23 protein-coding genes are annotated in these 21,980 nt (G+C 53.8%); 9 read left to right on the top strand and 14 right to left on the bottom strand.

Annotated elements, in window-relative coordinates; translation table 11 throughout:
• Positions 1-26: 26 nt before the first annotated feature.
• From AB182_RS26085 to rfaD, 5 genes are all read right to left on the bottom strand, one after another.
• Positions 27-1,208 (bottom strand): O-antigen ligase family protein, encoded by a 1,182-nt coding sequence (locus AB182_RS26085; protein ID WP_047372601.1) that lies wholly within the window; start codon positions 1,206-1,208, stop codon positions 27-29.
• On the bottom strand, positions 1,186-2,094 hold the full coding sequence (locus AB182_RS26090; protein WP_047372602.1) for a sugar glycosyltransferase: 909 nt from the start codon (positions 2,092-2,094) through the stop codon (positions 1,186-1,188). Before AB182_RS26090 ends, AB182_RS26085 begins: the two co-directional genes overlap by 23 nt.
• Complete coding sequence (rfaC, locus tag AB182_RS26095) at positions 2,094-3,062, bottom strand: lipopolysaccharide heptosyltransferase RfaC (protein ID WP_047372603.1); 969 nt, start codon at positions 3,060-3,062, stop codon at positions 2,094-2,096. Before rfaC ends, AB182_RS26090 begins: the two co-directional genes overlap by 1 nt.
• Positions 3,063-3,065: 3 nt before the next feature.
• Complete coding sequence (gene rfaF / locus AB182_RS26100; protein ID WP_047372604.1) at positions 3,066-4,112, bottom strand: ADP-heptose--LPS heptosyltransferase RfaF; 1,047 nt, start codon at positions 4,110-4,112, stop codon at positions 3,066-3,068.
• 116 nt (positions 4,113-4,228) lie between these two features.
• Positions 4,229-5,173: an ADP-glyceromanno-heptose 6-epimerase gene (rfaD, locus tag AB182_RS26105; RefSeq protein WP_047372605.1), complete on the bottom strand. Its 945-nt coding sequence runs from the start codon at positions 5,171-5,173 to the stop codon at positions 4,229-4,231.
• Positions 5,174-5,389: 216 nt separating this feature from the next.
• Here rfaD and kbl point away from each other — a divergent pair, with 216 nt between their 5' ends.
• From kbl to AB182_RS26120, 3 genes are all read left to right on the top strand, one after another.
• Positions 5,390-6,586 (top strand): glycine C-acetyltransferase, encoded by a 1,197-nt coding sequence (gene kbl / locus AB182_RS26110; RefSeq protein ID WP_047372606.1) that lies wholly within the window; start codon positions 5,390-5,392, stop codon positions 6,584-6,586.
• A 9-nt stretch (positions 6,587-6,595) separates the two neighbouring features.
• On the top strand, positions 6,596-7,621 hold the full coding sequence (gene tdh / locus AB182_RS26115; protein WP_047372607.1) for an L-threonine 3-dehydrogenase: 1,026 nt from the start codon (positions 6,596-6,598) through the stop codon (positions 7,619-7,621).
• 147 nt (positions 7,622-7,768) lie between these two features.
• Entirely contained in the window at positions 7,769-8,575 is an 807-nt protein-coding gene (locus tag AB182_RS26120; RefSeq protein ID WP_047372608.1) for a glycosyltransferase family 2 protein, read from the top strand.
• On the opposite strand, the gene AB182_RS26125 is transcribed toward AB182_RS26120, so the two are convergent.
• The 3 genes from AB182_RS26125 to gpmM are packed head-to-tail and all read right to left on the bottom strand — an operon-like array spanning position 8,572 to position 12,330.
• Positions 8,572-9,507: a divergent polysaccharide deacetylase family protein gene (locus tag AB182_RS26125; protein ID WP_047372609.1), complete on the bottom strand. Its 936-nt coding sequence runs from the start codon at positions 9,505-9,507 to the stop codon at positions 8,572-8,574. The two genes, AB182_RS26120 and AB182_RS26125, sit on opposite strands and share 4 nt — an antisense overlap.
• A 3-nt stretch (positions 9,508-9,510) precedes the next feature.
• On the bottom strand, positions 9,511-10,776 hold the full coding sequence (gene envC / locus AB182_RS26130; RefSeq protein WP_047372610.1) for a murein hydrolase activator EnvC: 1,266 nt from the start codon (positions 10,774-10,776) through the stop codon (positions 9,511-9,513).
• A gap of 9 nt (positions 10,777-10,785) precedes the next feature.
• A complete protein-coding gene (gene gpmM / locus AB182_RS26135) occupies positions 10,786-12,330 on the bottom strand; it encodes a 2,3-bisphosphoglycerate-independent phosphoglycerate mutase (RefSeq protein ID WP_047373449.1) in 1,545 nt (514 codons plus the stop codon).
• A 245-nt stretch (positions 12,331-12,575) separates the two neighbouring features.
• Between gpmM and AB182_RS26140 the strand changes: the two genes are divergently transcribed.
• From AB182_RS26140 to cysE, 5 genes are all read left to right on the top strand, one after another.
• Complete coding sequence (locus tag AB182_RS26140) at positions 12,576-13,007, top strand: rhodanese-like domain-containing protein (protein WP_047373450.1); 432 nt, start codon at positions 12,576-12,578, stop codon at positions 13,005-13,007.
• Between the two features lie 17 nt (positions 13,008-13,024).
• Complete coding sequence (grxC, locus tag AB182_RS26145; RefSeq protein ID WP_039080134.1) at positions 13,025-13,276, top strand: glutaredoxin 3; 252 nt, start codon at positions 13,025-13,027, stop codon at positions 13,274-13,276.
• Between the two features lie 96 nt (positions 13,277-13,372).
• Positions 13,373-13,840: a protein-export chaperone SecB gene (gene secB, locus AB182_RS26150; RefSeq protein WP_039080135.1), complete on the top strand. Its 468-nt coding sequence runs from the start codon at positions 13,373-13,375 to the stop codon at positions 13,838-13,840.
• The gene (gene gpsA, locus AB182_RS26155) at positions 13,840-14,859 is read left to right on the top strand and encodes an NAD(P)H-dependent glycerol-3-phosphate dehydrogenase (RefSeq protein WP_047372611.1); all 1,020 of its coding nucleotides are present in this window, start codon (positions 13,840-13,842) and stop codon (positions 14,857-14,859) included. Before secB ends, gpsA begins: the two co-directional genes overlap by 1 nt.
• A gap of 180 nt (positions 14,860-15,039) precedes the next feature.
• The gene (gene cysE / locus AB182_RS26160) at positions 15,040-15,861 is read left to right on the top strand and encodes a serine O-acetyltransferase (protein WP_047372612.1); all 822 of its coding nucleotides are present in this window, start codon (positions 15,040-15,042) and stop codon (positions 15,859-15,861) included.
• A gap of 104 nt (positions 15,862-15,965) precedes the next feature.
• On the opposite strand, the gene trmL is transcribed toward cysE, so the two are convergent.
• The 4 genes from trmL to AB182_RS26180 all read right to left on the bottom strand — a co-directional run bounded on the left by trmL (position 15,966) and on the right by AB182_RS26180 (position 19,679).
• On the bottom strand, positions 15,966-16,439 hold the full coding sequence (gene trmL, locus AB182_RS26165) for a tRNA (uridine(34)/cytosine(34)/5-carboxymethylaminomethyluridine(34)-2'-O)-methyltransferase TrmL (protein WP_047372613.1): 474 nt from the start codon (positions 16,437-16,439) through the stop codon (positions 15,966-15,968).
• A 498-nt stretch (positions 16,440-16,937) separates the two neighbouring features.
• On the bottom strand, positions 16,938-18,125 hold the full coding sequence (lldD, locus tag AB182_RS26170; protein ID WP_047372614.1) for an FMN-dependent L-lactate dehydrogenase LldD: 1,188 nt from the start codon (positions 18,123-18,125) through the stop codon (positions 16,938-16,940).
• Positions 18,122-18,898, bottom strand: a complete 777-nt coding sequence (lldR, locus tag AB182_RS26175) for a transcriptional regulator LldR (protein WP_047372615.1) — start codon at positions 18,896-18,898, stop codon at positions 18,122-18,124. Before lldR ends, lldD begins: the two co-directional genes overlap by 4 nt.
• Positions 18,899-19,316: 418 nt before the next feature.
• Positions 19,317-19,679 (bottom strand): YibL family ribosome-associated protein, encoded by a 363-nt coding sequence (locus tag AB182_RS26180; protein WP_047372616.1) that lies wholly within the window; start codon positions 19,677-19,679, stop codon positions 19,317-19,319.
• A 137-nt stretch (positions 19,680-19,816) separates the two neighbouring features.
• On the opposite strand from AB182_RS26180, the gene AB182_RS26185 reads away from it, so the two are divergent.
• Complete coding sequence (locus AB182_RS26185) at positions 19,817-20,035, top strand: hypothetical protein (protein ID WP_047372617.1); 219 nt, start codon at positions 19,817-19,819, stop codon at positions 20,033-20,035.
• 23 nt (positions 20,036-20,058) lie between these two features.
• On the opposite strand, the gene mtlR is transcribed toward AB182_RS26185, so the two are convergent.
• Positions 20,059-20,646: a mannitol operon repressor MtlR gene (gene mtlR / locus AB182_RS26190; RefSeq protein WP_103245146.1), complete on the bottom strand. Its 588-nt coding sequence runs from the start codon at positions 20,644-20,646 to the stop codon at positions 20,059-20,061.
• Positions 20,646-21,794, bottom strand: a complete 1,149-nt coding sequence (mtlD, locus tag AB182_RS26195) for a mannitol-1-phosphate 5-dehydrogenase (RefSeq protein WP_047372618.1) — start codon at positions 21,792-21,794, stop codon at positions 20,646-20,648. Before mtlD ends, mtlR begins: the two co-directional genes overlap by 1 nt.
• Positions 21,795-21,980: the final 186 nt, after the last annotated feature.

The following is a 21,980-nucleotide window of genomic DNA, read 5'->3' on the forward strand; positions in this document are numbered from 1 at the left end:
AGGCCCGCAATGCGGGCTTTTATCGTTTAGAAGGTATAAAACAGATTCTTTGGTTTACTGTGACTGATGACAACCGCCAACGGCAGCCAGAATAAAATCCAGGATTCTCTTGGGTTACTGATAATAAACATCCCCTGCGAGGACATAAATATCAGCGCAAAGATGAACAGCGCGGCCTCATAACGTTTGTCTTTGACATACTTGCCAATCGCAAAAGCCAGTCCACAGAAGATAATCATCAGCAGAATGAAGAAACCCAGAATGCCACCTTTCAGTAAGGTGCCAAGGTAGACACTGTGCGTCGTGGTAATATGCTCACCGCTGTAATTTATAAAATCCAGATCGAAAGTAAAACCACGACCAAGCCACCAGTGAGAGGACACTTCCTGTAACGTATGGTGCCAGATACTCAAGCGCAGCCCACTCTGCGTGCTGAGCGCCTCGAAGCGCCCCACCAGTAAATCGCCCGCCGGGGTAAAGAAGAATAAGGCCGCGAAGACGATAATAAGTACCGCGCCGATAGTCAGATTGCGTCTTGTCAGTAAATGAAGATGCAGTGTGAAGAGAAAGGCGATAAAGAGCGAAATAATGGGGCCACGGCTTTGCGTTAGCAGCATCATAAACAGCAAAATGACGATGGGAATCCAGTACAACGGCTGTTTCTGCTCCTTCATGAGTATCCCTGAGAGCAAGATGCCCACGCCGCAATAGCCTGCTAAATCAATAACATTTGCCGGGCCGGGATTGCTGAGCGAGACCTGACGGAGCGTGAGCACCAGCGAGTAGTCGGTTATCAGTGTGTACACTGACAGAACGGTAATCCCCGCCACCACACTTAACAACGCAATGTGTCTGCTTTTTGGATTTTCCAGCAGGCTGCTCAGAATAAGCACGTAGAAAAAAAGATAGGTACCATGGGTCAGTGTGGAATTGAAACGCGGCGGCTCGCTCCCCCAGAAATTGCTCAGCGCGAAATAAATCATAAAAACTATCATCGCAAGCAGTATCAACCCCTTACCACGACAGTTTTGTACCAGCATGCTCAGATTTTGACGACTTAATAACGACAGTACAAACAAAGCTAACGTGATATGGAAAAGATTATTAGTGCGGGTTGACATACAAAAGATGGCACTAAAAAAAAGAAACAAATAAAAGAAAACCGGATAAGCGTTTTTGGAATGCTTAGCGATTGTTGAAGTAATCATCAAAAGATACCTTAGTAAAAACTGCATCAGGTACTGCGCTGTCTAAAGAAAAGTTCACGACTGTGCTTTTATTCTCTTTCATTATGCGTGAAGCATGAGCGAAAGACGGCATAACAAGATTGTCGATTTTTGTTTCCAGATAGGATGGCAGCTTATTTTCTGCGGTCTCATAAAAACGCGGCTGGTGGAAATTATTCATATCCAGGCCACTAATGAGAATAGTGTTAAATCCCATAAAGGTTAAAATCTGCAATGCCCAGTACACCACGGTCCCCGCATCAAAAATACCCAACCGGATATCGGTACTAAAACAGATATCGTTGCGCTTCTCGCAAAACCGCATCGGCGAATTGCCGTTATAGGCTTCCCATTTTTGGTCGTGCGGAACTTTTGGCTGATAAATTTTATAGCAAGCGTCTTCAATCAGGGCTAAACGGCATTTGAGCTCTGCTGCGTGGCGATCGAGAATTTTGGCGATACCGTGCATGGTGGTAAACAGCAGGATACTGCTATCGGCAATAATGGCGCGGATGATATCGCTTCTTTTGTCAAAAAACTCCATATCTACAATCACATAGAGTGAAAAATTCACATCCAGCGACAGGGAGTAGGCGCCGTTAACGCCCATCACCGGGATATCTTTTGGCAGTTTTTTGAAATCAATGCCTCGGGTTGACGGGCCAGTGGCTGTCAGTAAAACCTCCCCCTGCGCACTTCCTTTCAGCCCGCTGAGCGACACCAGAGGAACCGGGAAGCCTTTATAATTCAGTGAGCTAATCTCACCGCTCTTCGCCCGCTGGATTTTGGTCCACGGCCAGAGATTTTCGTTATGGCGGAAGCTTCGCGGGCGCGTATAACGATAGATTTGCTTAAAAAGTGAACCCATTACACCCCTGCCTGGCTTTTAAGATGTGCATAAACGCGTGCGGCGGAAATATCGTCCGTGCGGTTTCCGGTTTCCGGGCGCAGGCTGTGCTGGTTTTTACCGTAACCCCCGATCAACCCTGGATCCGTTGGTCCGTAGAGCGTCACATTCGGGCGATCCAGTGCCGCCGTCAAATGACTCAGACCGGTATCGACGGAAACCACAAACCTCGCCCCGGCCAGCACCTGAGCGACATTTTCCAGGCTCATGCGTGGCAGGACATCCACGAAATCATAGCCCTCGGCAAGGCGTTTTGCCCGCGCTTCTTCATGCGGCGCACCCCAGGGTAACTTAATCCGCAAACCGCTGTTAGCCAGCAGGCCAAGCAGCTCACGCCAGTGGCTCTCAGGCCAGTGCTTATCATCACGCGTTGTGGCATGTAAAAAGACGGCATATGGCGTCTTGAGGCCGCTACTGCTGGGAAAATGGCGGGCAATGGCGTAATCGCCCTGAATTTGTGGTTTGTCGTAACCCAGGCTTTTTGCGAACAGTTCACGGGTGCGCTCCACCGCATGCTGCTGCTTTGCGATGTGATGGCGGCGATTGTAGAACAGGCTCGCCAGCGGCTCACGCGCGGTTTGCCAGTCCATACCATGTTTAATGCCGTGGGCAAGACGCGTCACCAGCGCGGCGCTTTTTACCAGCCCCTGAGCATCGATGATAGCGTCGTAGTATTCGGCCTGCACGGCGTGGCGAAAGGCATGACGCTCTGCTTTCACGGGCGCAGAAAACCACGCTTTACGCCAGCGGCGAATCGCCACGGGAATCACCCGGTCAACCGCATCATGCCATGACGGGATTTGCGCAAAGTTTTCTTCAACAACCCAGTCAAAGTGAATACCAGGAATCGCCTGTACCGCGTCGGTTAACGCAGGCAGGGTATGCAGCACATCACCCATTGAAGAGGTTTTAACGATAAGAACCCGCATTCGCTATCCTTCTTCATTCAGCAACAGCGTGTTTAGCTCGCTCAGTACCTGCTGTGGGGTAATGTCGATCAGGCTCTGGTGATAGCCTTCGGCCGCATCGCCTTTGCGTACTTTGTGATAGCCGGTAATCAGGCGAATCACCCGTGCTTTGTGCGATAGCGGCGGGGTGAAATCCGGACTGCTGGGCCCATAAAGCGCGACCAGGGGGCGATTAAGTGCCGCGGCAACATGCATCAGGCCTGAGTCATTGCTGACGACCGCTTTACAGGAGGCGAGAAGAATGACCGCCTGCTCCAGTTGGGTTTCCCCGGCCAGATTGCGGCACCAGGCCTGCTGTTCAACGCTGAGTGTCGCGAGAATTTGATTGCCTGCGTCGTGATCTTTCGCCGAGCCAAACAGCACAATCTGAAAACCTTCATCGATCAGCTGTTTTGCCAGTTCCGCATAGTGATAGTGTGGCCAGCGCTTGGCCGGGCCAAACTCAGCGCCGGGGCAAAAACCAATCAATGGACGCTCTGCTGAGAGGCCAAAGGCAGCGCAGGTCTGGGCTTTTTCGCCCTCATTCACCTGCAACTGCGGCCACAGTAGCGGCTGCGGCAAATCTTTTGCCGACGCCATCACGCCTTTATCGTAGGCCAGTGCCACATAGCGTTCGACCATCAGCGGCCAGGCCTGCTTGTCTAAAACGCGAACATCGTTCAGTAAGCCGTAGCGCATTTCGCCGCGCCAGCCGGTACGGCGAGGCACTCGGGCAAAGAAGGGTACCAGAGCCGATTTAAAGGAATTCGGCAGGACATATGCCCTGTCATAGCGTTTTTCGCGCAGGCTGTGACCCAGCCTACGGCGTTCGCCAAGTTCCAGCGCCCCGTGGCCGAGCGGCATCGGGATCGCCTCGTTGACTTCCGGCATCCGCGATAACAGCGGACGGCACCACGCAGGTGCCATCACGTCGATTATCGCCTGGGGATAGCGCGCCTTGAGCGTGCGATAGAGACTTTGCGACATCATCATGTCGCCCACCCATGACGGGCCTATCACCAAAATTTTCATTCACTTCATCCTTCAAGCTGTCTCTGCGTTGGCTGCCTTTGTTCACCCCAGTCACAGCGTTATTCTATGCTCCCGGGGACTCACTCAGTTGCCGCCTTGATACCGCTTTAATGATTTTATGAATGGGTGCCGTTATCGCGGTTCAGCCAGGCCATATATTCCGTTACGCCTTCGGCAACGGTTTTGAACGGCTTGTCATAGCCCGCGGCACGCAGGTTGGTTAAATCAGCCTGGGTGAATGCCTGATAGCGACCTTTCAGTTTATCCGGGAACGGAATGTATTCGATGCTGCCTTTTTTGTGGAACGCCAGCGTGGCATCGGCCACGGCCTGGAACGATTCCGCACGACCCGTGCCGAGGTTGAAAATGCCGGATACGCCGTTTTCCCAGAACCACAGGTTGACTGCCGCCACATCGCCTACATAGACGAAGTCGCGCTTGAAGCTGTCGCTGCCTTCAAACAGTTTCGGGCTTTCACCATTATTCAATTGGGTGTTGAGGTGGAACGCCACGCTCGCCATGCTGCCTTTGTGACCTTCGCGCGGACCGTAGACATTGAAATAGCGGAAACCGACAACCGGAGAGTTCGCTTCCGGCAGGATCTGACGGACATATTCATCAAACAGGAATTTGGAGTAACCGTAGACGTTCAGCGGTTTCTCATATTCGCGGGATTCGATAAAGTCGCTGGTGCGTCCGCCGTAGGTAGCCGCAGAAGAGGCATACAGGAACGGAATTTCACGCTCCAGGCAGTAGTGCAGCACCTCTTTGGAGTACTGATAATTGTTATCCATCATGTACTTGCCATCCCACTCGGTGGTGGACGAGCAGGCGCCTTCGTGGAAAATAGCCTCGATATCGCCGAATTCTTCACCCGCCATAATCTGGATAAGGAAGTCTTCTTTGTCCATGTAATCGGCAATATCCAGATCCACCAGGTTCGCAAACTTGGTGCCGTCTTTCAGATTGTCCACCACCAGAATGTCGGTGATGCCTTTATCATTCAGGGCTTTAACGATATTGCTGCCAATAAAACCCGCGCCGCCGGTAACGATAATCATAACTATGACCTTTGAATTGTGGAGCTCCGAGACTATCTCAGACACTAATGATTCTTATCATACCATCTCATTGCCAGCCCGACAGCCATTGACGGACAGGGCATAATCTTACACGTGATTTATGCTACAAAATGTGCAACAGGTGATGCGTCATCTCGTATCAACGTATAGCTTTGGGTAATATGTGCCGAAATTTGCCCAGTCTGGAGAATTGCGATGCGTGGGGATTTTTACAAGCAGTTAACGAGCGACCTGGAGACCGCACGTGCGGAAGGGTTGTTTAAAGAAGAACGCATTATCACGTCGGCCCAGCAGGCTGATATCACCGTGGCGAATGGAAGCCATGTCATTAACTTCTGCGCCAATAACTACCTGGGGCTGGCCAACCATCCTGAATTGATTGCCGCCGCGAAAGCGGGGATGGACAGCCACGGGTTCGGTATGGCCTCTGTACGTTTTATCTGCGGCACGCAGGACAGCCACAAGCAGCTTGAAAAGAAACTCGCTGAGTTCCTCGGTATGGAGGATGCGATCCTGTATTCCTCCTGTTTCGATGCCAACGGCGGTCTGTTCGAAACTCTGCTGGGCGCGGAGGATGCGATTATTTCCGATGCGCTGAACCATGCATCGATCATTGACGGCGTACGTTTGTGTAAAGCGAAGCGTTTCCGCTATGCCAATAACGACATGCAGGAGCTGGAAGCGCGTCTGAAAGAGGCTCGCGAAGCCGGCGCTCGCCATGTCCTGATTGCCACCGATGGCGTCTTCTCGATGGACGGTGTGATTGCCAACCTGAAAGGAGTCTGCGACCTGGCGGACAAGTACGATGCGCTGGTCATGGTCGATGATTCCCACGCGGTGGGGTTTGTCGGCGATAACGGTCGTGGCTCGCACGAGTACTGCGACGTCATGGGCCGTGTGGACATCATCACCGGTACGCTGGGTAAAGCGCTCGGCGGCGCGTCTGGCGGTTATACCGCAGCGCGTAAAGAAGTCGTCGAGTGGCTGCGTCAGCGCTCACGCCCGTATCTGTTCTCCAACTCGCTGGCGCCAGCGATTGTCGCTGCCTCCATTAAGGTGCTGGAGATGGTGGAAGCGGGGAGCGCGCTGCGCGACCGTCTGTGGTCTAACGCACGTCTGTTCCGTGAAAAAATGAGTGCGGCAGGTTTTACCCTGGCAGGCGCCGATCACGCCATCATTCCGGTGATGCTGGGGGATGCGGTGGTGGCACAGAACTTTGCCCGCGAGTTGCAAAAAGAGGGGATTTACGTGACCGGCTTCTTCTTCCCGGTAGTGCCAAAAGGCCAGGCACGTATTCGTACCCAAATGTCTGCCGCTCATACCCCTGAGCAAATCGAACGTGCGGTGGATGCCTTTACCCGCATCGGTAAACAACTGGGCGTCATTGCCTGAGGACGTAAGATGAAAGCGCTATCTAAGCTGAAAGCGGAAGAAGGCATCTGGATGACCGATGTGCCGGCTCCGGAAATCGGCCATAACGACCTGCTGATTAAAATTCGCAAAACCGCTATTTGCGGTACCGATGTGCATATCTATAACTGGGATGAATGGTCGCAAAAAACGATCCCGGTACCGATGGTGGTCGGGCACGAGTACGTTGGCGAAGTGGTAGGCATCGGCCAGGAAGTGAAGGGTTTTAAAATCGGCGATCGCGTTTCCGGTGAAGGCCACATTACCTGCGGACATTGTCGTAACTGCCGCGCGGGTCGTACGCACCTGTGCCGCAATACCGTGGGTGTCGGCGTCAACCGCCCGGGCTGTTTTGCTGAATATCTGGTTATTCCCGCGTTCAACGCGTTCAAAATTCCGGACAACATTTCCGACGATCTGGCCTCTATTTTCGATCCGTTCGGCAATGCGGTGCACACCGCGCTCTCCTTCGACCTGGTCGGGGAAGACGTGCTGGTCTCTGGCGCTGGCCCGATTGGCATTATGGCGGCGGCGGTGGCAAAACACGTTGGCGCGCGCAATGTGGTTATCACTGACGTGAATGAATACCGTCTGGATCTGGCGCGTAAAATGGGCGTTACCCGCGCAGTGAACGTGGCGAAAGAGAACCTGTCCGATGTGATGGCCGAGCTGGGAATGACAGAAGGTTTTGATGTCGGGCTGGAAATGTCCGGCGCGCCGCCAGCCTTCCGTACCATGCTCGATACCATGAACCACGGCGGTCGTATTGCGATGCTCGGTATTCCGCCGTCTGATATGGCAATCGACTGGAATAAAGTTATCTTCAAGGGTCTCTTTATTAAAGGTATCTATGGCCGTGAAATGTTTGAGACCTGGTACAAAATGGCGGCATTAATTCAGTCCGGACTGGATTTGTCCCCTATTATCACTCACCGTTTCGGCATTGATGACTTCCAGAAAGGATTTGATGCGATGCGTTCTGGACAGTCTGGTAAGGTAATCCTTAGCTGGAACTAAAAATAAAGACGCCTGCGGGCGTCTTTCTCTTATCCCTTCCTGTTTTCACCTTTCAATCGCACAAAAGGCACAATTTCCGTAACAGTGTTCTACATTAGAAAGTAAAGTTCGTTGACGATCCGTTTAACCTTTTCAGTGCGGCTAATTATGTTCAAACTTTCGGTGTGTCTGTTAACCTGCAATTCCGCTCGCTTATTACGGGATGTGCTCCCGCCACTGCTTAAAATCGCGGATGATTTTGTGGTTCTGGATTCCGGCAGTACAGACGCGACGCTGGATATTTGTCGGGAATATGATCTTCATGTTCATTATCATCCATATGCGATGCATGGCGCGCAGATGAACCACGCAACCAGCCTGGCTGCGTATGACTGGGTGCTCTGTATGGACAGTGATGAAATTCTTGATGAGCAGACGGTAAATTTTATTCTGCAGCTAAAAGCCGGTGAGGAGCCGAGTGCCGATCAGGCGTGGCGTTTGCCGCGTTACTGGTATGTGCTGGGCGAACAAACTCGCACGATATATCCTATATCTTCACCTGATTTCCCTGTGCGCTTATATAATCGCCGCAAGGCGCGGTTTAACAATCGTGCCGTCGATGATCAGGTGGAAGGTTATTCGACATCGACAAAAATACCGGGGCATGTGCGCCACGATACGTTTTATTCACTGCATGAAGTATTCAGCAAACTTAATAGCTACACCACGAGGCTGGTGAAATATCAGAAAATCCGTCCATCAATTGGACGTGGAATTATCAGCGCCATCGGTGCGTTTTTTAAATGGTATTTATTTAGTGGCGCGTGGCGAAACGGCAAAGTGGGCGCGGTGACGGGTTTATATGCCACCTTGTACAGTTTTCTTAAATATTTCAAGGCCTGGTATGCCCACAATGGCCACAACGATGAAAAAAACGTTGTGGCAGAAGAAAAGAAAAACACCCGCACAGTTTAGGGGTGTTTTTTCCCCCAGCCTTGCCATTCATTCATGACATATTTCATCAGCGTACTTTCACTGATGCTGTCCTTCACAACCGTAAAGAAACGGCTGGCATAGACGGGCTCTGGTTTATGTGGCGCTTTGCACAACTTCACGCCCCGGAATGGGTTACGCGGTGGCTGATTATGGGGCAGCGCCTGGCCCGGCGTTGAGCTATCTGTCTGCGGTTCATTCAGCAGGCTTCCCGCGCGAACCAGGGTGATATCCGCAGGCAGGTTGTAGAGCATCTGCTGCAGTACGCGCACCGTTGTCGGGTGCGGGTGGCCGATAGCAATCGCAGAACCGCTACGGCGCGCCAGATCGACGGCTCGATTAAACTGATAGCGAATGTCGCTCTCGTTTTGCGTGTCATCAAGAAACACTTTGCGTTTAATAACCTTCACGCCGGTACCGCTCGCGGCGCGCATCGCCTGGCTGTTGCCGATGGTCATGCTGTCCAGAAAGTAGAGATCATAATGCCCCAGAACCTGCATCACCTTCTGCATACCAAACAGGCTGGAAGTCATGGCACTGCCCATATGGTTGTTTAACCCGGTCGCATAGGGCACTTTACTGACCGCATCGCTAATGATGCGCTCAATCTCCGCGCTGCTCATATCCGGGCGCAGGGTATCTTTTTCCAGCGGCTGTTTGCTTAAGGGGGCCATAGGCAGGTGGATTAGCACCTCATGCCCGGCGTTATGGGCTTTGGTAGCCATCTCTTTTGCGTGCGGCGCGTTTGGCAGCACGGCAACGGTGACTGCCGCAGGCATGGCGATAACCTGATTTTCGGTCTGTGGGCGATAGCCGAAATCATCAACAACAATGGCGAGTTTGCCGGCAAACGCTGGCACGGAAAAAGCCAGCATGCTGGCAACGACAACAACAACGCGACGAAATTGAAGCAAAACTTATCTTCCCAACCACGGCTGTGGATTGACCGCCTGACCCTGGCGGCGAATTTCGAAATAAAGTGAAGGTCTACCCTGACCGCCACTGCTCCCGACAAGGGCTATCGGCTGACCGGCGCGGACTTGCGCGCCTACGCTCACCAGCGCGCTCTGGTTGTAGCCGTACAAACTCATATCGCCCTTGCCGTGTTCAACCACGACCACCAGGCCATATCCCTGCAGCCAGTCGGCGAGGATCACCCGCCCGTCGGCCACGGCTTTGACTTCGCTACCCTCAGACGCGCCGATAACAATCCCTTTCCAACGTAGCTCACCCTGCAGCTGTTCGCCATAGCGATGTAGCAACGGACCGCGAACGGGCCAGAAAGCCTGGCCGGATGGCGCACCCAGTCCACCAGTACGGGACATCAGTGAACGTTCGCCTTCGGTCGGTTTGTAGGTGGTGCCTTTACGGGATGCATCTTGCTGTTTTTCACGTACGGCCTGCGCTTCGCGAGCTTCACGCTCGGCGTGCGCTTTGGCGGCGGCTTCGGCACGGGCCAGTCGATCGCGCAAGCGGGATTCGTTCGCGCGCAGTTCGCCTAACTGTTGCTGCCCTTCCTGGATAGATGACTCCAGCCCGGCGAGCGTTTTCTTACGCTCGCTGAGCGCTTGTTCCAGCTTCGCCTGCTGTGCTTTTTGTTCGTACATCAGCGTTTGCTGCTGGCTCTGCTTCTCTTCCAGCTCCGCCTTCTGCGTGGCAACCTCTTCGCGCGTTTGCTTGAGTTGCGCGATAGTCTCCTGCCGGGCCTGATTGAGATAGCCAAAGTAGGCCTGCAGGCGTTGCCCGCGTTGGGTTTCTTCGCCACTGAGAATCAACTGAACGCCAGTATGTTGGCCCTGGCGGAACGCGGCATCCAACTGGGCGGCCAGATTATGCTCTTGCGTCGCTTTCTGTTTTTCCAGTTTGGCAATCGATGCGTTCATGGCATCAATTTGCTTATTGAGCTGGGCGAGGGTGTTCTGTGTTTCGCGCAGTTGCCGCGTGGCTGCGGAGATGGCGACTTCCTGCGCTTTGAGTTGCGCAAGCAGGCCGGAACGCTGCTGTTGCTGCTGGCGTACGTCGCGTTCTTTTGCGGCGATATCCGCCTGAATGGATTTTAACTGGTCGCGGTCATCCGCGTGGGCAGAAAAGGCGCACAACAATGCGCCAGCGCTAAAAGCGCTGGCGCAAAGCAAAGGCCTGACTGCGGCCAATGTGACAGAAAAAATCGCCTTTCCCCTCATGGGGAGCGATTATTCCACGATGAACAGCGGCTTACCAGTCATCTCTTTCGGGATTTCCATGCCCATCAGGGTCAACATGGTCGGTGCGATATCGGAAAGTTTGCCACCTTCGACCGCTTTCAGTGCTTTATCGCCAACGTAAATCAGCGGGACTGGCAGGTTAGTATGGGCAGTGTGCGCCTGGCCGGTTGCCGGGTCACGCATCTGCTCAGCGTTACCGTGGTCGGCGGTGATCAGCAACTGACCCCCAACGGATTCCACCGCTTTGGTTACCTGCTCAATACAGTGATCCAGCGCTTCAACCGCTTTGATTGCCGCTTCCATCACACCGGTGTGACCGACCATGTCGCCGTTCGGGTAGTTACAAATGATGGTGTCGTACTTACCGCTGGTGATAGCGCCAACCAGTTTTTCTGTCAGCTCTGCGGAGCTCATTTCTGGCTGCAGATCGTATGTTGCCACTTTCGGAGAGTTAATCAGAATACGGTCTTCGCCCGGGAACGGCTCTTCAACACCGCCGTTAAAGAAGAACGTCACGTGAGCATATTTTTCCGTTTCAGAGATACGCAACTGAGTTTTGTCTTTCTTCGCCATCCATTCGCCGAAGGTGTTCGCCAGGGAGGCTGGCGGGTATGCAACGGCGGTTTTGATGTCTGCGGCATATTCGGTCAGCATGACAAAATCGAGGTTCACCACTTTTTTCCGGGCGAAACCGTCGAAATCGCTGTTAACGAATGCGCGGGTGATTTCGCGTGCGCGGTCTGCACGGAAGTTCATGAAAATCAGCGCGTCGCCGTTTTCCATTGCCGCATCGGCTTGACCTTCAGCGCGGATCACGGTGGCTTTCACAAATTCATCGTTTTCGTCGCGCGCATAGGCCGCAGCCAGACCTTCAACGGCGCTGGCAAACTGGAATTCGCCTTTTGCCAGTGTCATCAGGTCATAAGCTTGTTCTACGCGGTCCCAACGATTGTCGCGGTCCATAGCGTAGTAACGGCCAATGATGGATGCCACACGGCCTTTGCCCAGCGCGGCGAATTTGTCTTCAAAACGTTTCAGTGAGGACTCAGCGCTACGCGGCGGCGTATCGCGACCATCCAGGAACGCGTGCAGGTAGATTTTTTCCGCACCGCGCTCAGCGGCCAGCTCGACCATGGCCAGGATGTGGTCTTCATGGCTGTGAACGCCGCCGGCAGACAGCAGGCCCATGATGTGAACGGCTTTGCCCGCAGCAACGGCTTTATCAACCGCGCCCGCCAGAACCGGATTGCTGAAAAAAGTGCGTTCTTTGATTTCAACATCCAGACGGGTCAAATCCTGATACACGATGCGGCCTGCACCCAGGTTGACGTGCCCCACTTCGGAGTTACCCATCTGGCGGTCTGGCAGACCGACTTCCAGACCAGAAGCGTCAATCAGAGTATGCGGGCGTTTGGCCCACAAGGCGTCCATAACGGGAGTTTTTGCGCTGTAAATTGCGTTATCCTGCTGCTCTTCGCGATAGCCATAGCCATCCAGGATCACCAGTACCATAGGTTTTTTAGAAACCGACATTGCGACAACCTCATGCTCAAAGACGAAAAATTTGCGTAATTTTACTACAGCTGAATCGATAAAATAGCCGCAGAAGATCAAAGAATACCGCCGCAGGCGGTGAGGATTTCGCGGCGTTGATGATTTTTTTTCGTAACAGTCCGCAGAAAATGCATTCCATTACGCTCGCTGGCTGTATTTGCTACACCGCACAGGTATACTCCTTTCCTGGTTTTTACTCACTGATTCGGGAGCTGTTACCCCCCATGCAAGAAATTATGCAATTTGTTAGTCGCCACCCCGTACTTTGCCTCGCCTGGATTGTATTACTGGGGGCGGTGCTGTTCATGACGTTCAAAAGTTTCGCATCGAAAGTGAAAGTGATCACCCGCGGTGAAGCGACACGTCTGATCAACAAAGAAGATGCTGTTGTCGTGGACTTGCGCCAGCGCGATGATTTCCGAAAAGGTCATATCGCAGGCTCCGTGAATTTGCTGCCAACCGAAATCAAGGCCAATAATGTAGGTGAGCTTGAGAAACACAAAAGCAAACCGGTTATCGTCGTGGACGGCTCCGGGATGCAGGCTCAGGAACCTGCAAACGCGCTGATCAAGGCCGGTTTTGAGCAAGTTTTCGTGCTCAAAGAAGGCATCGCAGGCTGGAGCGGCGAGAATCTTCCGCTGGTACGCGGCAAGTAATATTCAGAGGAACAGTCATGGCCAATATTGAGATCTACACCAAAGCAACCTGCCCGTTTTGCCATCGCGCAAAAGCGCTGCTGAGCAGCAAAGGCGTTTCTTTTGAAGAACTGCCGATCGATGGCGACGCGGTTAAACGCGAAGAGATGATTAAACGTAGTGGCCGTACGACGGTACCGCAGATTTTTATTGATGCACAGCACATTGGCGGCTGTGATGATTTATATGCGCTGGACGCGCGCGGTGGGCTCGATCCGCTGTTGCGTTAATGCATAGACGAAGTGATTCACGTTGCGTCAAGGCCGACAAACAGAGGCAGCCTGAAGAATAAAGCGTATTAAGGACAACACTTAAGGGTTTTAGACATGTCTGAACAAAACAACACGGAAATGACTTTCCAGATTCAACGCATCTACACTAAAGATATCTCTTTCGAAGCACCGAATGCTCCACACGTGTTTCAGAAAGACTGGCAGCCGGAAGTGAAACTGGATCTGGATACTGCATCCACTCAGCTGGCTGAAGGCGTTTATGAAGTGGTACTGCGTGTTACCGTTACCGCTTCCCTGGGCGAAGAAACGGGCTTCCTGTGCGAAGTACAGCAAGGTGGTATCTTCTCCATTGACGGTATCGATGGTAATCAGCTGGCGCATTGCCTCGGTGCGTATTGCCCGAACATTCTGTTCCCTTACGCGCGTGAGTGCATCACCAGCCTGGTTTCCCGCGGTACTTTCCCGCAACTGAACCTTGCGCCGGTGAACTTTGATGCGCTGTTCATGAACTATCTGCAGCAGCAGGCTGGCGAAGGTGCTGAACAACATCAGGATGCCTGATGAACGCACGCAATGCTGAAATGACTGTGATCGGTGCCGGCTCTTACGGCACCGCTCTTGCCATCACACTGGCAAGAAATGGCCACCAGGTTGTTCTCTGGGGCCATGACCCGAAACATATTGCGACCTTACAGCATGACCGCTGTAACGCCGCTTTCCTTCCTGATGTGCCTTTTCCTGATACGCTTGCGCTGGAGAGCGATCTCGCTTCCGCTCTGGCGGCCAGCTGTAACATTCTCGTAGTCGTACCAAGCCATGTGTTTGGCGATGTTTTACAACAGATTAAACCGCTGATGCGTAGCGATGCGCGCATTGTCTGGGCCACCAAAGGTCTGGAAGCCGAGACGGGACGCCTGTTGCAGGACGTCGCGCGTGAAGTGCTGGGCGATGCGATTCCTCTGGCGGTTATCTCCGGCCCGACCTTCGCGAAGGAGCTGGCGGCAGGTCTGCCAACGGCGATTTCTCTGGCATCGACTGACCCGGTATTTGCCGAGGATCTCCAGCAATTGCTGCACTGTGGTAAAAGCTTCCGCGTCTATAGCAATCCGGATTTTGTCGGTGTGCAGCTTGGTGGTGCGGTGAAAAACGTCATTGCCATTGGCGCAGGGATGTCGGACGGCATCGGTTTTGGCGCTAACGCCCGAACGGCGCTTATCACCCGCGGTTTGACCGAAATGTCGCGTCTGGGAACGGCGCTGGGCGCCGATCCTGCCACCTTTATGGGTATGGCGGGGTTAGGGGACCTGGTGCTGACCTGTACCGATAACCAGTCGCGCAACCGTCGTTTTGGTATGGCGCTGGGGCAGGGAATGGACGTGCAAACGGCACAAGACCAGATTGGTCAGGTCGTTGAAGGCTACCGCAATACCAAAGAAGTTCGCGCTCTGGCGCATCGGTTTGGTGTCGAAATGCCAATAACCGAGGAAATTTATCAGGTATTGTATTGCGGAAAAAATGCGCGCGAGGCAGCATTGACCTTATTAGGTCGCGCGCGCAAGGACGAGCGCAGCAGTATTTAGCATGCACTTCATCCTTGACGTTGCCTCTTTGTTGGCTTCCGCTGCGTCCCGGGTCACTGACTTATGTAGGTGCCCGGGGATTCCAGCCTCGCCGTCGCGACGCAGCAAGAATGATTTTGTGTTTATGTCCTCAGCCAGTTAAGCAGTGACTGGCTGAACTTATTACGTCTGGAGTAAGCAATGCCGTGTGAAGAACTGGATATCGTCTGGAATAATATTAAAGCCGAAGCCCGGGCGCTGGCGGACTGTGAGCCGATGCTGGCCAGTTTTTACCACGCAACGTTACTCAAGCATGAAAACCTGGGCAGCGCGCTGAGCTATATGCTGGCAAACAAGCTGGCGTCACCCATTATGCCTGCCATCGCCATTCGTGAAGTGGTGGAAGAAGCCTACGCGGCTGACCCGGAGATGATCGCTTCCGCGGCCTGCGATATTCAGGCGGTGCGTACCCGCGACCCGGCGGTGGATAAATACTCCACGCCGCTGTTGTATTTGAAAGGTTTTCACGCGCTACAGGCTTACCGCATCGGCCACTGGCTGTGGAACCAGGGACGCCGTGCGCTGGCTATTTTCCTGCAAAATCAGGTCTCAGTATCGTTCCAGGTTGATATCCACCCGGCAGCCAAAATCGGACGCGGCATCATGCTCGACCATGCCACAGGCATCGTGGTGGGTGAAACCGCGGTCATTGAAGACGATGTATCGATTCTGCAATCAGTGACGCTGGGCGGTACTGGCAAAACCAGCGGCGATCGTCACCCGAAAATTCGTGAAGGGGTAATGATTGGCGCCGGGGCGAAGATCCTCGGCAACATCGAAGTGGGGCGCGGTGCGAAAATCGGCGCAGGCTCCGTGGTGTTGCAACCTGTGCCGCCGCATACCACTGCCGCAGGCGTTCCGGCGCGCATTGTCGGCAAGCCGGAATCTGACAAACCCGCGATGGATATGGATCAGCATTTTAATGGGATTAACCACGGGTTTGAGTACGGTGACGGGATTTGATTTAGTGCCCGGAGGCGATGCTACGCATCTGTCCGGGCTACAAAGCCGAGCGCTTTCTGGTAGCCCGCACAGGCGCTACGCGCCGCCTCCCGGAGAACGCTGATTCAGCTCCGCAGTACCGCGCCAGGGTATCCCAGCTGGCGCCAGGCTTCATACACCACCACCGATACCGCATTAGACAAGTTCATGCTGCGGCTGTCCGGCATCATCGGAATACGGATTTTTTGCTGCGGCGGTAAGACGTCCAGGATTGATGCCGGTAATCCGCGCGTTTCCGGGCCAAACATCAGAAAGTCCCCGTCCTGATAGTTCACCGCACTGTGCGCTGGCGTCCCTTTGGTGGTGAGAGCAAACAGACGTTCCGGTTGTTCAGACTCGACAAAGGCTGCGTAATCATGATGGCGCTTTACGGCGGCAAACTCATGATAATCCAGCCCGGCACGGCGCAGGCGTTTATCATCCCAGGTAAAACCCATGGGTTCGATGATATGCAGGCGAAAGCCCGTATTGGCGCATAAGCGGATGATGTTCCCGGTATTCGGTGGGATTTCTGGTTCGAATAAAACGATGTTTAACATGCTGCCCCCTTGATAGCGGGGGCAGGATAGCAGAATTTTTTCTGACCCTCACCCTAACCCTCTCCCGGAGGGAGAGGGGACTTTTCCTCTGCCCGGTGTGAGACTGGGTGTTTTTTCTCCCTCTCCCTGTGGGGACTTTTCCTCTGCCCGGTGTGAAACTGGGTGTTTTTTCTCCCTCTCCCTGTGGGGACTTTTCCTCTGCCCGGTGTGAGACTGGGTGTTTTTTCTCCCTCTCCCTGTGGGGACTTTTCCTCTGCCCGGTGTGAGACTGGGTGTTTTTTCTCCCTCCCCCTGTGGGAACTTTTCCTCTGCCCGGTGTGAAATTGGGTATTTTTTCTCCCTCTCCCTGTGGGGACTTTTCCTCTGCCCGGTGTGAGACTGGGTGTTTTTTCTCCCTCCCCCTGTGGGAACTTTTCCTCTGCCCGGTGTGAAATTGGGTGTTTTTTCTCCCTCTCCCTGTGGGAGAGGGCCGGGGTGAGGGCATCAGAGAGCTCTTACTTACGCTGCATCCCCCTGCGACAACGGTGCCAGCGCCGCAGGAACCTTAGCCAGCTCCTGCACCAGCGCGTCTTTACTGATCTCACTGATGGATTTTGCCCCGGTCAGTGTCATCGCTACCCGCATCTCTTTTTCGATTAAGTTCAGCAGATTAGCGACACCGGCGCGGCCATGCGTCGCCAGTGCGTAGAGATACGCGCGCCCCAGCAGCACCGTGTCTGCGCCCAGCGCAATCATCCGCACGACATCCAGCCCGTTGCGAATGCCGCTGTCCGCCAGAATCGCGATATCGCCTTTCACCGCATCGGCAATGGCGGGTAATGCACGGGCGGAAGAGAGCACGCCATCAAGCTGACGCCCGCCGTGGTTAGATACCACAATCCCGTCTGCGCCAAAGCGTACCGCGTCACGCGCATCTTCTGGATCAAGGATCCCCTTGATCACCATCGGGCCATCCCAAAATTCACGGATCCACTCCAGGTCTTTCCAGGAAATGGAGGGATCAAAATTATTCGCCAGCCAGCCAATGTAATCTTCCAGTCCTGTCGGCTTCCCCAGATAGGTGGAGATATTCCCCAGATCGTGCGGACGACCGTTGAGCCCGACATCCCACGCCCATTGAGGATGTGTCACTGCCTGCCAGTAGCGGCGCAATGCGGCGTTTTGTCCACTCATACCGGAATGGGCGTCGCGGTATCGCGCCCCAGGTGTGGGCATATCAACGGTAAAGACCAGTGTGGAACACCCCGCCGCTTTGGCGCGCTCCAGCGCGTTGCGCATAAAGCCGCGGTCGCGCAGAACATACAGCTGAAACCACATTGGGCGTTGGATAGTGGGGGCCACCTCTTCAATCGGACAAACGGATACGGTCGATAAGGTAAAGGGAATACCTTTCGCGTCCGCCGCCCCCGCTGCCTGCACTTCGCCGCGGCGCGCATACATGCCGCACAGCCCCACCGGTGCAAGTGCTACCGGCATACTCAGTTTCTCGCCAAAAAGGGTGGTTTCCGTGCTCAGCGCTGACATGTTCTTCAGCACCCGCTGGCGCAGGGCAACCTGACCCAAATCCTCCACGTTTCGACGCAACGTGTACTCCGCGTAAGCACCACCGTCGATGTAGTGGAAGAGGAAAGGGGGCAGAATGCGTTGGGCGGCAGCGCGGTAGTCGCTGGCGGCGGAAATGATCATGCTTTATCTCCAGAAGAAAGCGTGGGTCGTTCGTCGGGCAGGCGGGTAATGCGCGCACGGCGAGCCTGGTCTTCATCAAATTGACGAATCGTAGTGTGAACAAAACCAAGGTGCGCCATCATCGCTTCGCGGGCGCTCCCGGCATCTCCGGCAAAAATGGCGTCCATAATTTCACGGTGCTGCCCGGTGAGTTGCGTAAAGACCGGAGGAACCTGGTACATGCGCTGGCGGCTCTGTTTCACCGAGCTTTGCAGCAAATCGAAAAAGCCGCGCATGGTCTGTAGCAGTACGACATTGTGCGACGCCTCGGCTATCGCCAGGTGAAAGCGGACGTCCGCTTGAGACGCAAGATCCGCGTCCTCGGCCAGAGTGGCCTCAAAGCAAAGACGGATTTTCTCCTTCTCGATAGGGGTCGCCCGTAGCGCCGCATGCCAGGCGGTACTCCCCTCAATAGCATGGCGTGCTTCGAGGATATCGAAGCTGTAATCCGGGTCATCTTCGAGCAGCGTTTTTAACGGCTGGACGATGTTGTGTTCCGACCATGCTTCATGCTGCCATCGCACGAATGTGCCACCGCCATGACGACTCAGCAAAACGCCTTCGCTGATGAGTTTGGCGATGGCTTCGCGCAGAGAGTTACGCGACACGCCAAGCTGCAGGGCGAGCTGACGTTCAGACGGTATTCGCATACCGGCCTCCAGCCCTCTGTCGCGGATGAGTGTTCGGATTCGCCGTGCAACATCCTCAGAAAGACGCTCTGCTATCGCTGTCATGGTGTGCCCCATTACCTGTGTGCATGGAAAAGTGGTACTGCCAGTCAGCGGCAGCGCTTTACACTGTACATTAGGTTAATCGGGTGTTTTGTAATGGCAATGTTAATTTTATGTGATTTTGCGGGGTGTGAACTGACACGCATTAACGTGTAAAGTGGTAGGGCCACTTGAAGCCCATTCCATCAGGCTATCTTGCGTACTAGTTTGAACCTGGGCAGTGCTCAAACAAGACGCAGAGTGTTTTGAACGTCCGCAGGGCGGTCCCGTCGGGATAAGCGAAGCACAAAATCCTCACCTACTACGTGTACGCTCCGGTTTTTCCGCCCTGTCCAGGCTTAAACTTTCTACGCTGATTACGCCAGATGGGATGGATTTTAGCAAAAAAAAGCTCCCCTTCGGTTAAGAAGGGGAAACGGGATTAGAACCCGCTCTTCGCGAAGCCTGTCATCTCTTTGAGGCCCATTTCGCGGCCCAGTGCGGTCATCGGGTGCACAACCACAATGCCTCGCACGCTTTTTTTCAGCTTACCCAGATCGGCCTGTTCTTTTTTGGTGATGGCGCGCTTGAACGGCATGCTCACCAGCTTTTGTGCTTCTTTGCTGAGTTTCTGGCTGTACTGACCACGCAGACGTTCGATTTCAGCTTCGATCGTCTCTTTTTCTTTCTCCAGCTCCGCGTATTTTTCGGCGGATTCCACCAGCGACAAACCAGCCTGCTGGTGACGGATAGCGTCCAGACGATCGCTCAGGCGTTTAATTTCGTTCTTTTCAACTTCTTTCATAGGAATGTGTTTCTGTTGATTAAAATATAAGGATACCGCATTGCGGCGAACAACCCCAGAAAAGCACGGAAACACTAAAAGTATCCCGCATGCAGGTCCATCTTTGTTTTACGGTTGGGCGAAAAGGAGAGGCGAAAATGGCTAAATTAGGTGACTACACCCCACAAATTATCGATAAAGCGATCGATTTTATCGCTTCAAGCCAGGCGTTCCGTGAATACCTGGCGCATCAGCGTAAGCAAGACCGTGTTCCTGACGATATTCCGACAGATAAAGTCGAGATGTACCGGGAACGGCTGGAATATTATCGCCAGCTTTACCGGCCTGCGTGTGTTCATGAAGAAGAGACAGAGTAAACCGGCTGATAAACCTGGCGAGCTTATTTCTGAAATGCTTTTTTCAGGCTGATTCGGGAAATCAGCTCAGTCAGGGAAAGCACCATCGTTGAACGAACGACCTGCTGGTAACGCTGTTTTTGCATAGCGAACAGGTCGGGGTCGCTGGTATCAAAGGGCGGCGTTGCAGGCAGCGCCGCCACGCAGTGCAGTTCGCCAAACGGCCCCAGGATTTCATCATCCGTGAAAGCGTATTCTGTGCCGTCGTGATTCAGTTCTTCACGTAACGCCATCAACAATTCCGCATCTTCATACTCATGCCGACTGATTACACCCAGTCCATAAATCAGTTTTAAGCGCACGGACAAATTGCCCAGCGGTCCATCTCCGTCAAGCAACGGCTCTACAGCGTATTTCACTGCATAGTCGTCTTTGCGGAAGACCTGAAGCACCAGGATATTTACCGCCTCGGTCAACAACTCGACGGCGGCAATCAGAAAGCTTCGTACGGTTTTGCCAGCATTCAGACGCTCGAGCACACGGTTTTCGAAAGCCTGTGTTAGTTCCATTATTGCCTGCATATCTGACAATCTTGTTAACAGGCGCGGGATGTCCCGCGCCAAACTCGGCATCATGCCTTTGCGTTGTATGCGTTAACAGCTTCGGCTACCACCTCGCTTGCTGCGTCCAGACCGGAGATCTGCACCAGCGCGGCCTGTGGGCCTTTTTCTTCAATTAAGGTCGCTAATTCCTGCGCCTGTGGATCTTGTTCACTGCGGTAATGCATGGCAGCGGCGATACCTTTTACCAGGTTCGCGTGCGGTAAACCATATTCCAGCGTGCCGAGCAGCGGCTTGATCAGACGATCGCCTGCGCTCAGTTTACGCAGCGGCTGACGGCCTACGCGCTCAACATCATCTTTCAGGTATGGGTTCTCAAAACGACCAAGGATTTTTTCGATATACGCGGCGTGTTTGGCAGCATCGAAGCCGTAGCGCTTGATCAGAACCGCGCCACTCTCTTCCATTGCGCCTTTCACCACTGCACGGATGCTGTCATCCAGGATGGCGTCGCGAATGGTCTGATGACCGGTCTGTTGTCCAAGGTACGCGGTTATAGCATGCCCGGTGTTTAACGTGAAGAGCTTGCGCTCAACAAACGCCATCAGATTGTCGGTTAATTCCATGCCCGGGATGTTTGGCAGGTCGCCAACAAACTGGGTTTTGTCGACAATCCACTCGCTAAAGGTTTCTACGGTCACTTCCAGCGGATCGTTTGTGGCAGATTCAGAAGGCGGAACAATGCGGTCTACTGCGGAATCCACGAAGCCGACATGGGCTTCAACCCATGCTTTATCTTCTGCTGCCAGCGCGTTGAACACATGGCCTTTTAGCTGAGAAGTGCCGCGCACCATGTTCTCACAGGCGATGATATTCAGCGGCGCTTCTACACCCTGCGCTTTGCGTTTTGCCAGGCCTTTGGCGATGGCCGGCGCGATACGCTCCAGAACAACCGGACCAACGGCAGTCGTCACCAGATCGACAGAGGCAATCAGCTCAACGACTTCGTCGCCGACGCTGCTCACCGCGTTAACGCCGGACACGGTGTCAACCTGCTCGTTTTCACCAACAACATGGACCTGATAGCTATGACGGGCATTAAGGGCGTCGAGAACCACCTGATTAACATCGGCGAATGTCAGCGTAATTCCCGCGTCAGCCAGCAGTTTGCCGATGAAGCCACGTCCGATATTACCTGCGCCAAAATGTAATGCTTTCATAGAATTAACCTTAATCAATGTTTTTACCCAAGAGGGCTGGGGTGAGGAACCACGTGAAATTCTCCTCACCCTAACCCTCTCCCCAAAGGGAGAGGAAAGGGGCTTGCCCGAATGCGCTTCTCTTTATTCGGGCTATGCGTCTGCGTTTCGCCAGCCGGATACGGCGGAGCCGCATCCGGGGCCAGG

The organism is Phytobacter ursingii (genome assembly GCF_001022135.1).
GTDB lineage: Bacteria > Pseudomonadota > Gammaproteobacteria > Enterobacterales > Enterobacteriaceae > Phytobacter > Phytobacter ursingii.

Coding starts and splice junctions, on each gene's coding strand:
- AB182_RS26085 (WP_047372601.1), bottom strand. CDS start 1,208: ATGATTACTTCAACAATCGCTAAGCATTCCAAAAACGCTTATCCGGTT.
- AB182_RS26090 (WP_047372602.1), bottom strand. CDS start 2,094: ATGGGTTCACTTTTTAAGCAAATCTATCGTTATACGCGCCCGCGAAGC.
- rfaC (WP_047372603.1), bottom strand. CDS start 3,062: ATGCGGGTTCTTATCGTTAAAACCTCTTCAATGGGTGATGTGCTGCAT.
- rfaF (WP_047372604.1), bottom strand. CDS start 4,112: ATGAAAATTTTGGTGATAGGCCCGTCATGGGTGGGCGACATGATGATG.
- rfaD (WP_047372605.1), bottom strand. CDS start 5,173: ATGATTATCGTTACCGGCGGCGCGGGTTTTATTGGCAGCAATATCGTT.
- kbl (WP_047372606.1), top strand. CDS start 5,390: ATGCGTGGGGATTTTTACAAGCAGTTAACGAGCGACCTGGAGACCGCA.
- tdh (WP_047372607.1), top strand. CDS start 6,596: ATGAAAGCGCTATCTAAGCTGAAAGCGGAAGAAGGCATCTGGATGACC.
- AB182_RS26120 (WP_047372608.1), top strand. CDS start 7,769: ATGTTCAAACTTTCGGTGTGTCTGTTAACCTGCAATTCCGCTCGCTTA.
- envC (WP_047372610.1), bottom strand. CDS start 10,776: ATGAGGGGAAAGGCGATTTTTTCTGTCACATTGGCCGCAGTCAGGCCT.
- gpmM (WP_047373449.1), bottom strand. CDS start 12,330: ATGTCGGTTTCTAAAAAACCTATGGTACTGGTGATCCTGGATGGCTAT.
- AB182_RS26140 (WP_047373450.1), top strand. CDS start 12,576: ATGCAAGAAATTATGCAATTTGTTAGTCGCCACCCCGTACTTTGCCTC.
- grxC (WP_039080134.1), top strand. CDS start 13,025: ATGGCCAATATTGAGATCTACACCAAAGCAACCTGCCCGTTTTGCCAT.
- secB (WP_039080135.1), top strand. CDS start 13,373: ATGTCTGAACAAAACAACACGGAAATGACTTTCCAGATTCAACGCATC.
- gpsA (WP_047372611.1), top strand. CDS start 13,840: ATGAACGCACGCAATGCTGAAATGACTGTGATCGGTGCCGGCTCTTAC.
- cysE (WP_047372612.1), top strand. CDS start 15,040: ATGCCGTGTGAAGAACTGGATATCGTCTGGAATAATATTAAAGCCGAA.
- trmL (WP_047372613.1), bottom strand. CDS start 16,439: ATGTTAAACATCGTTTTATTCGAACCAGAAATCCCACCGAATACCGGG.
- lldD (WP_047372614.1), bottom strand. CDS start 18,125: ATGATCATTTCCGCCGCCAGCGACTACCGCGCTGCCGCCCAACGCATT.
- lldR (WP_047372615.1), bottom strand. CDS start 18,898: ATGACAGCGATAGCAGAGCGTCTTTCTGAGGATGTTGCACGGCGAATC.
- AB182_RS26180 (WP_047372616.1), bottom strand. CDS start 19,679: ATGAAAGAAGTTGAAAAGAACGAAATTAAACGCCTGAGCGATCGTCTG.
- AB182_RS26185 (WP_047372617.1), top strand. CDS start 19,817: ATGGCTAAATTAGGTGACTACACCCCACAAATTATCGATAAAGCGATC.
- mtlR (WP_103245146.1), bottom strand. CDS start 20,646: ATGCCGAGTTTGGCGCGGGACATCCCGCGCCTGTTAACAAGATTGTCA.
- mtlD (WP_047372618.1), bottom strand. CDS start 21,794: ATGAAAGCATTACATTTTGGCGCAGGTAATATCGGACGTGGCTTCATC.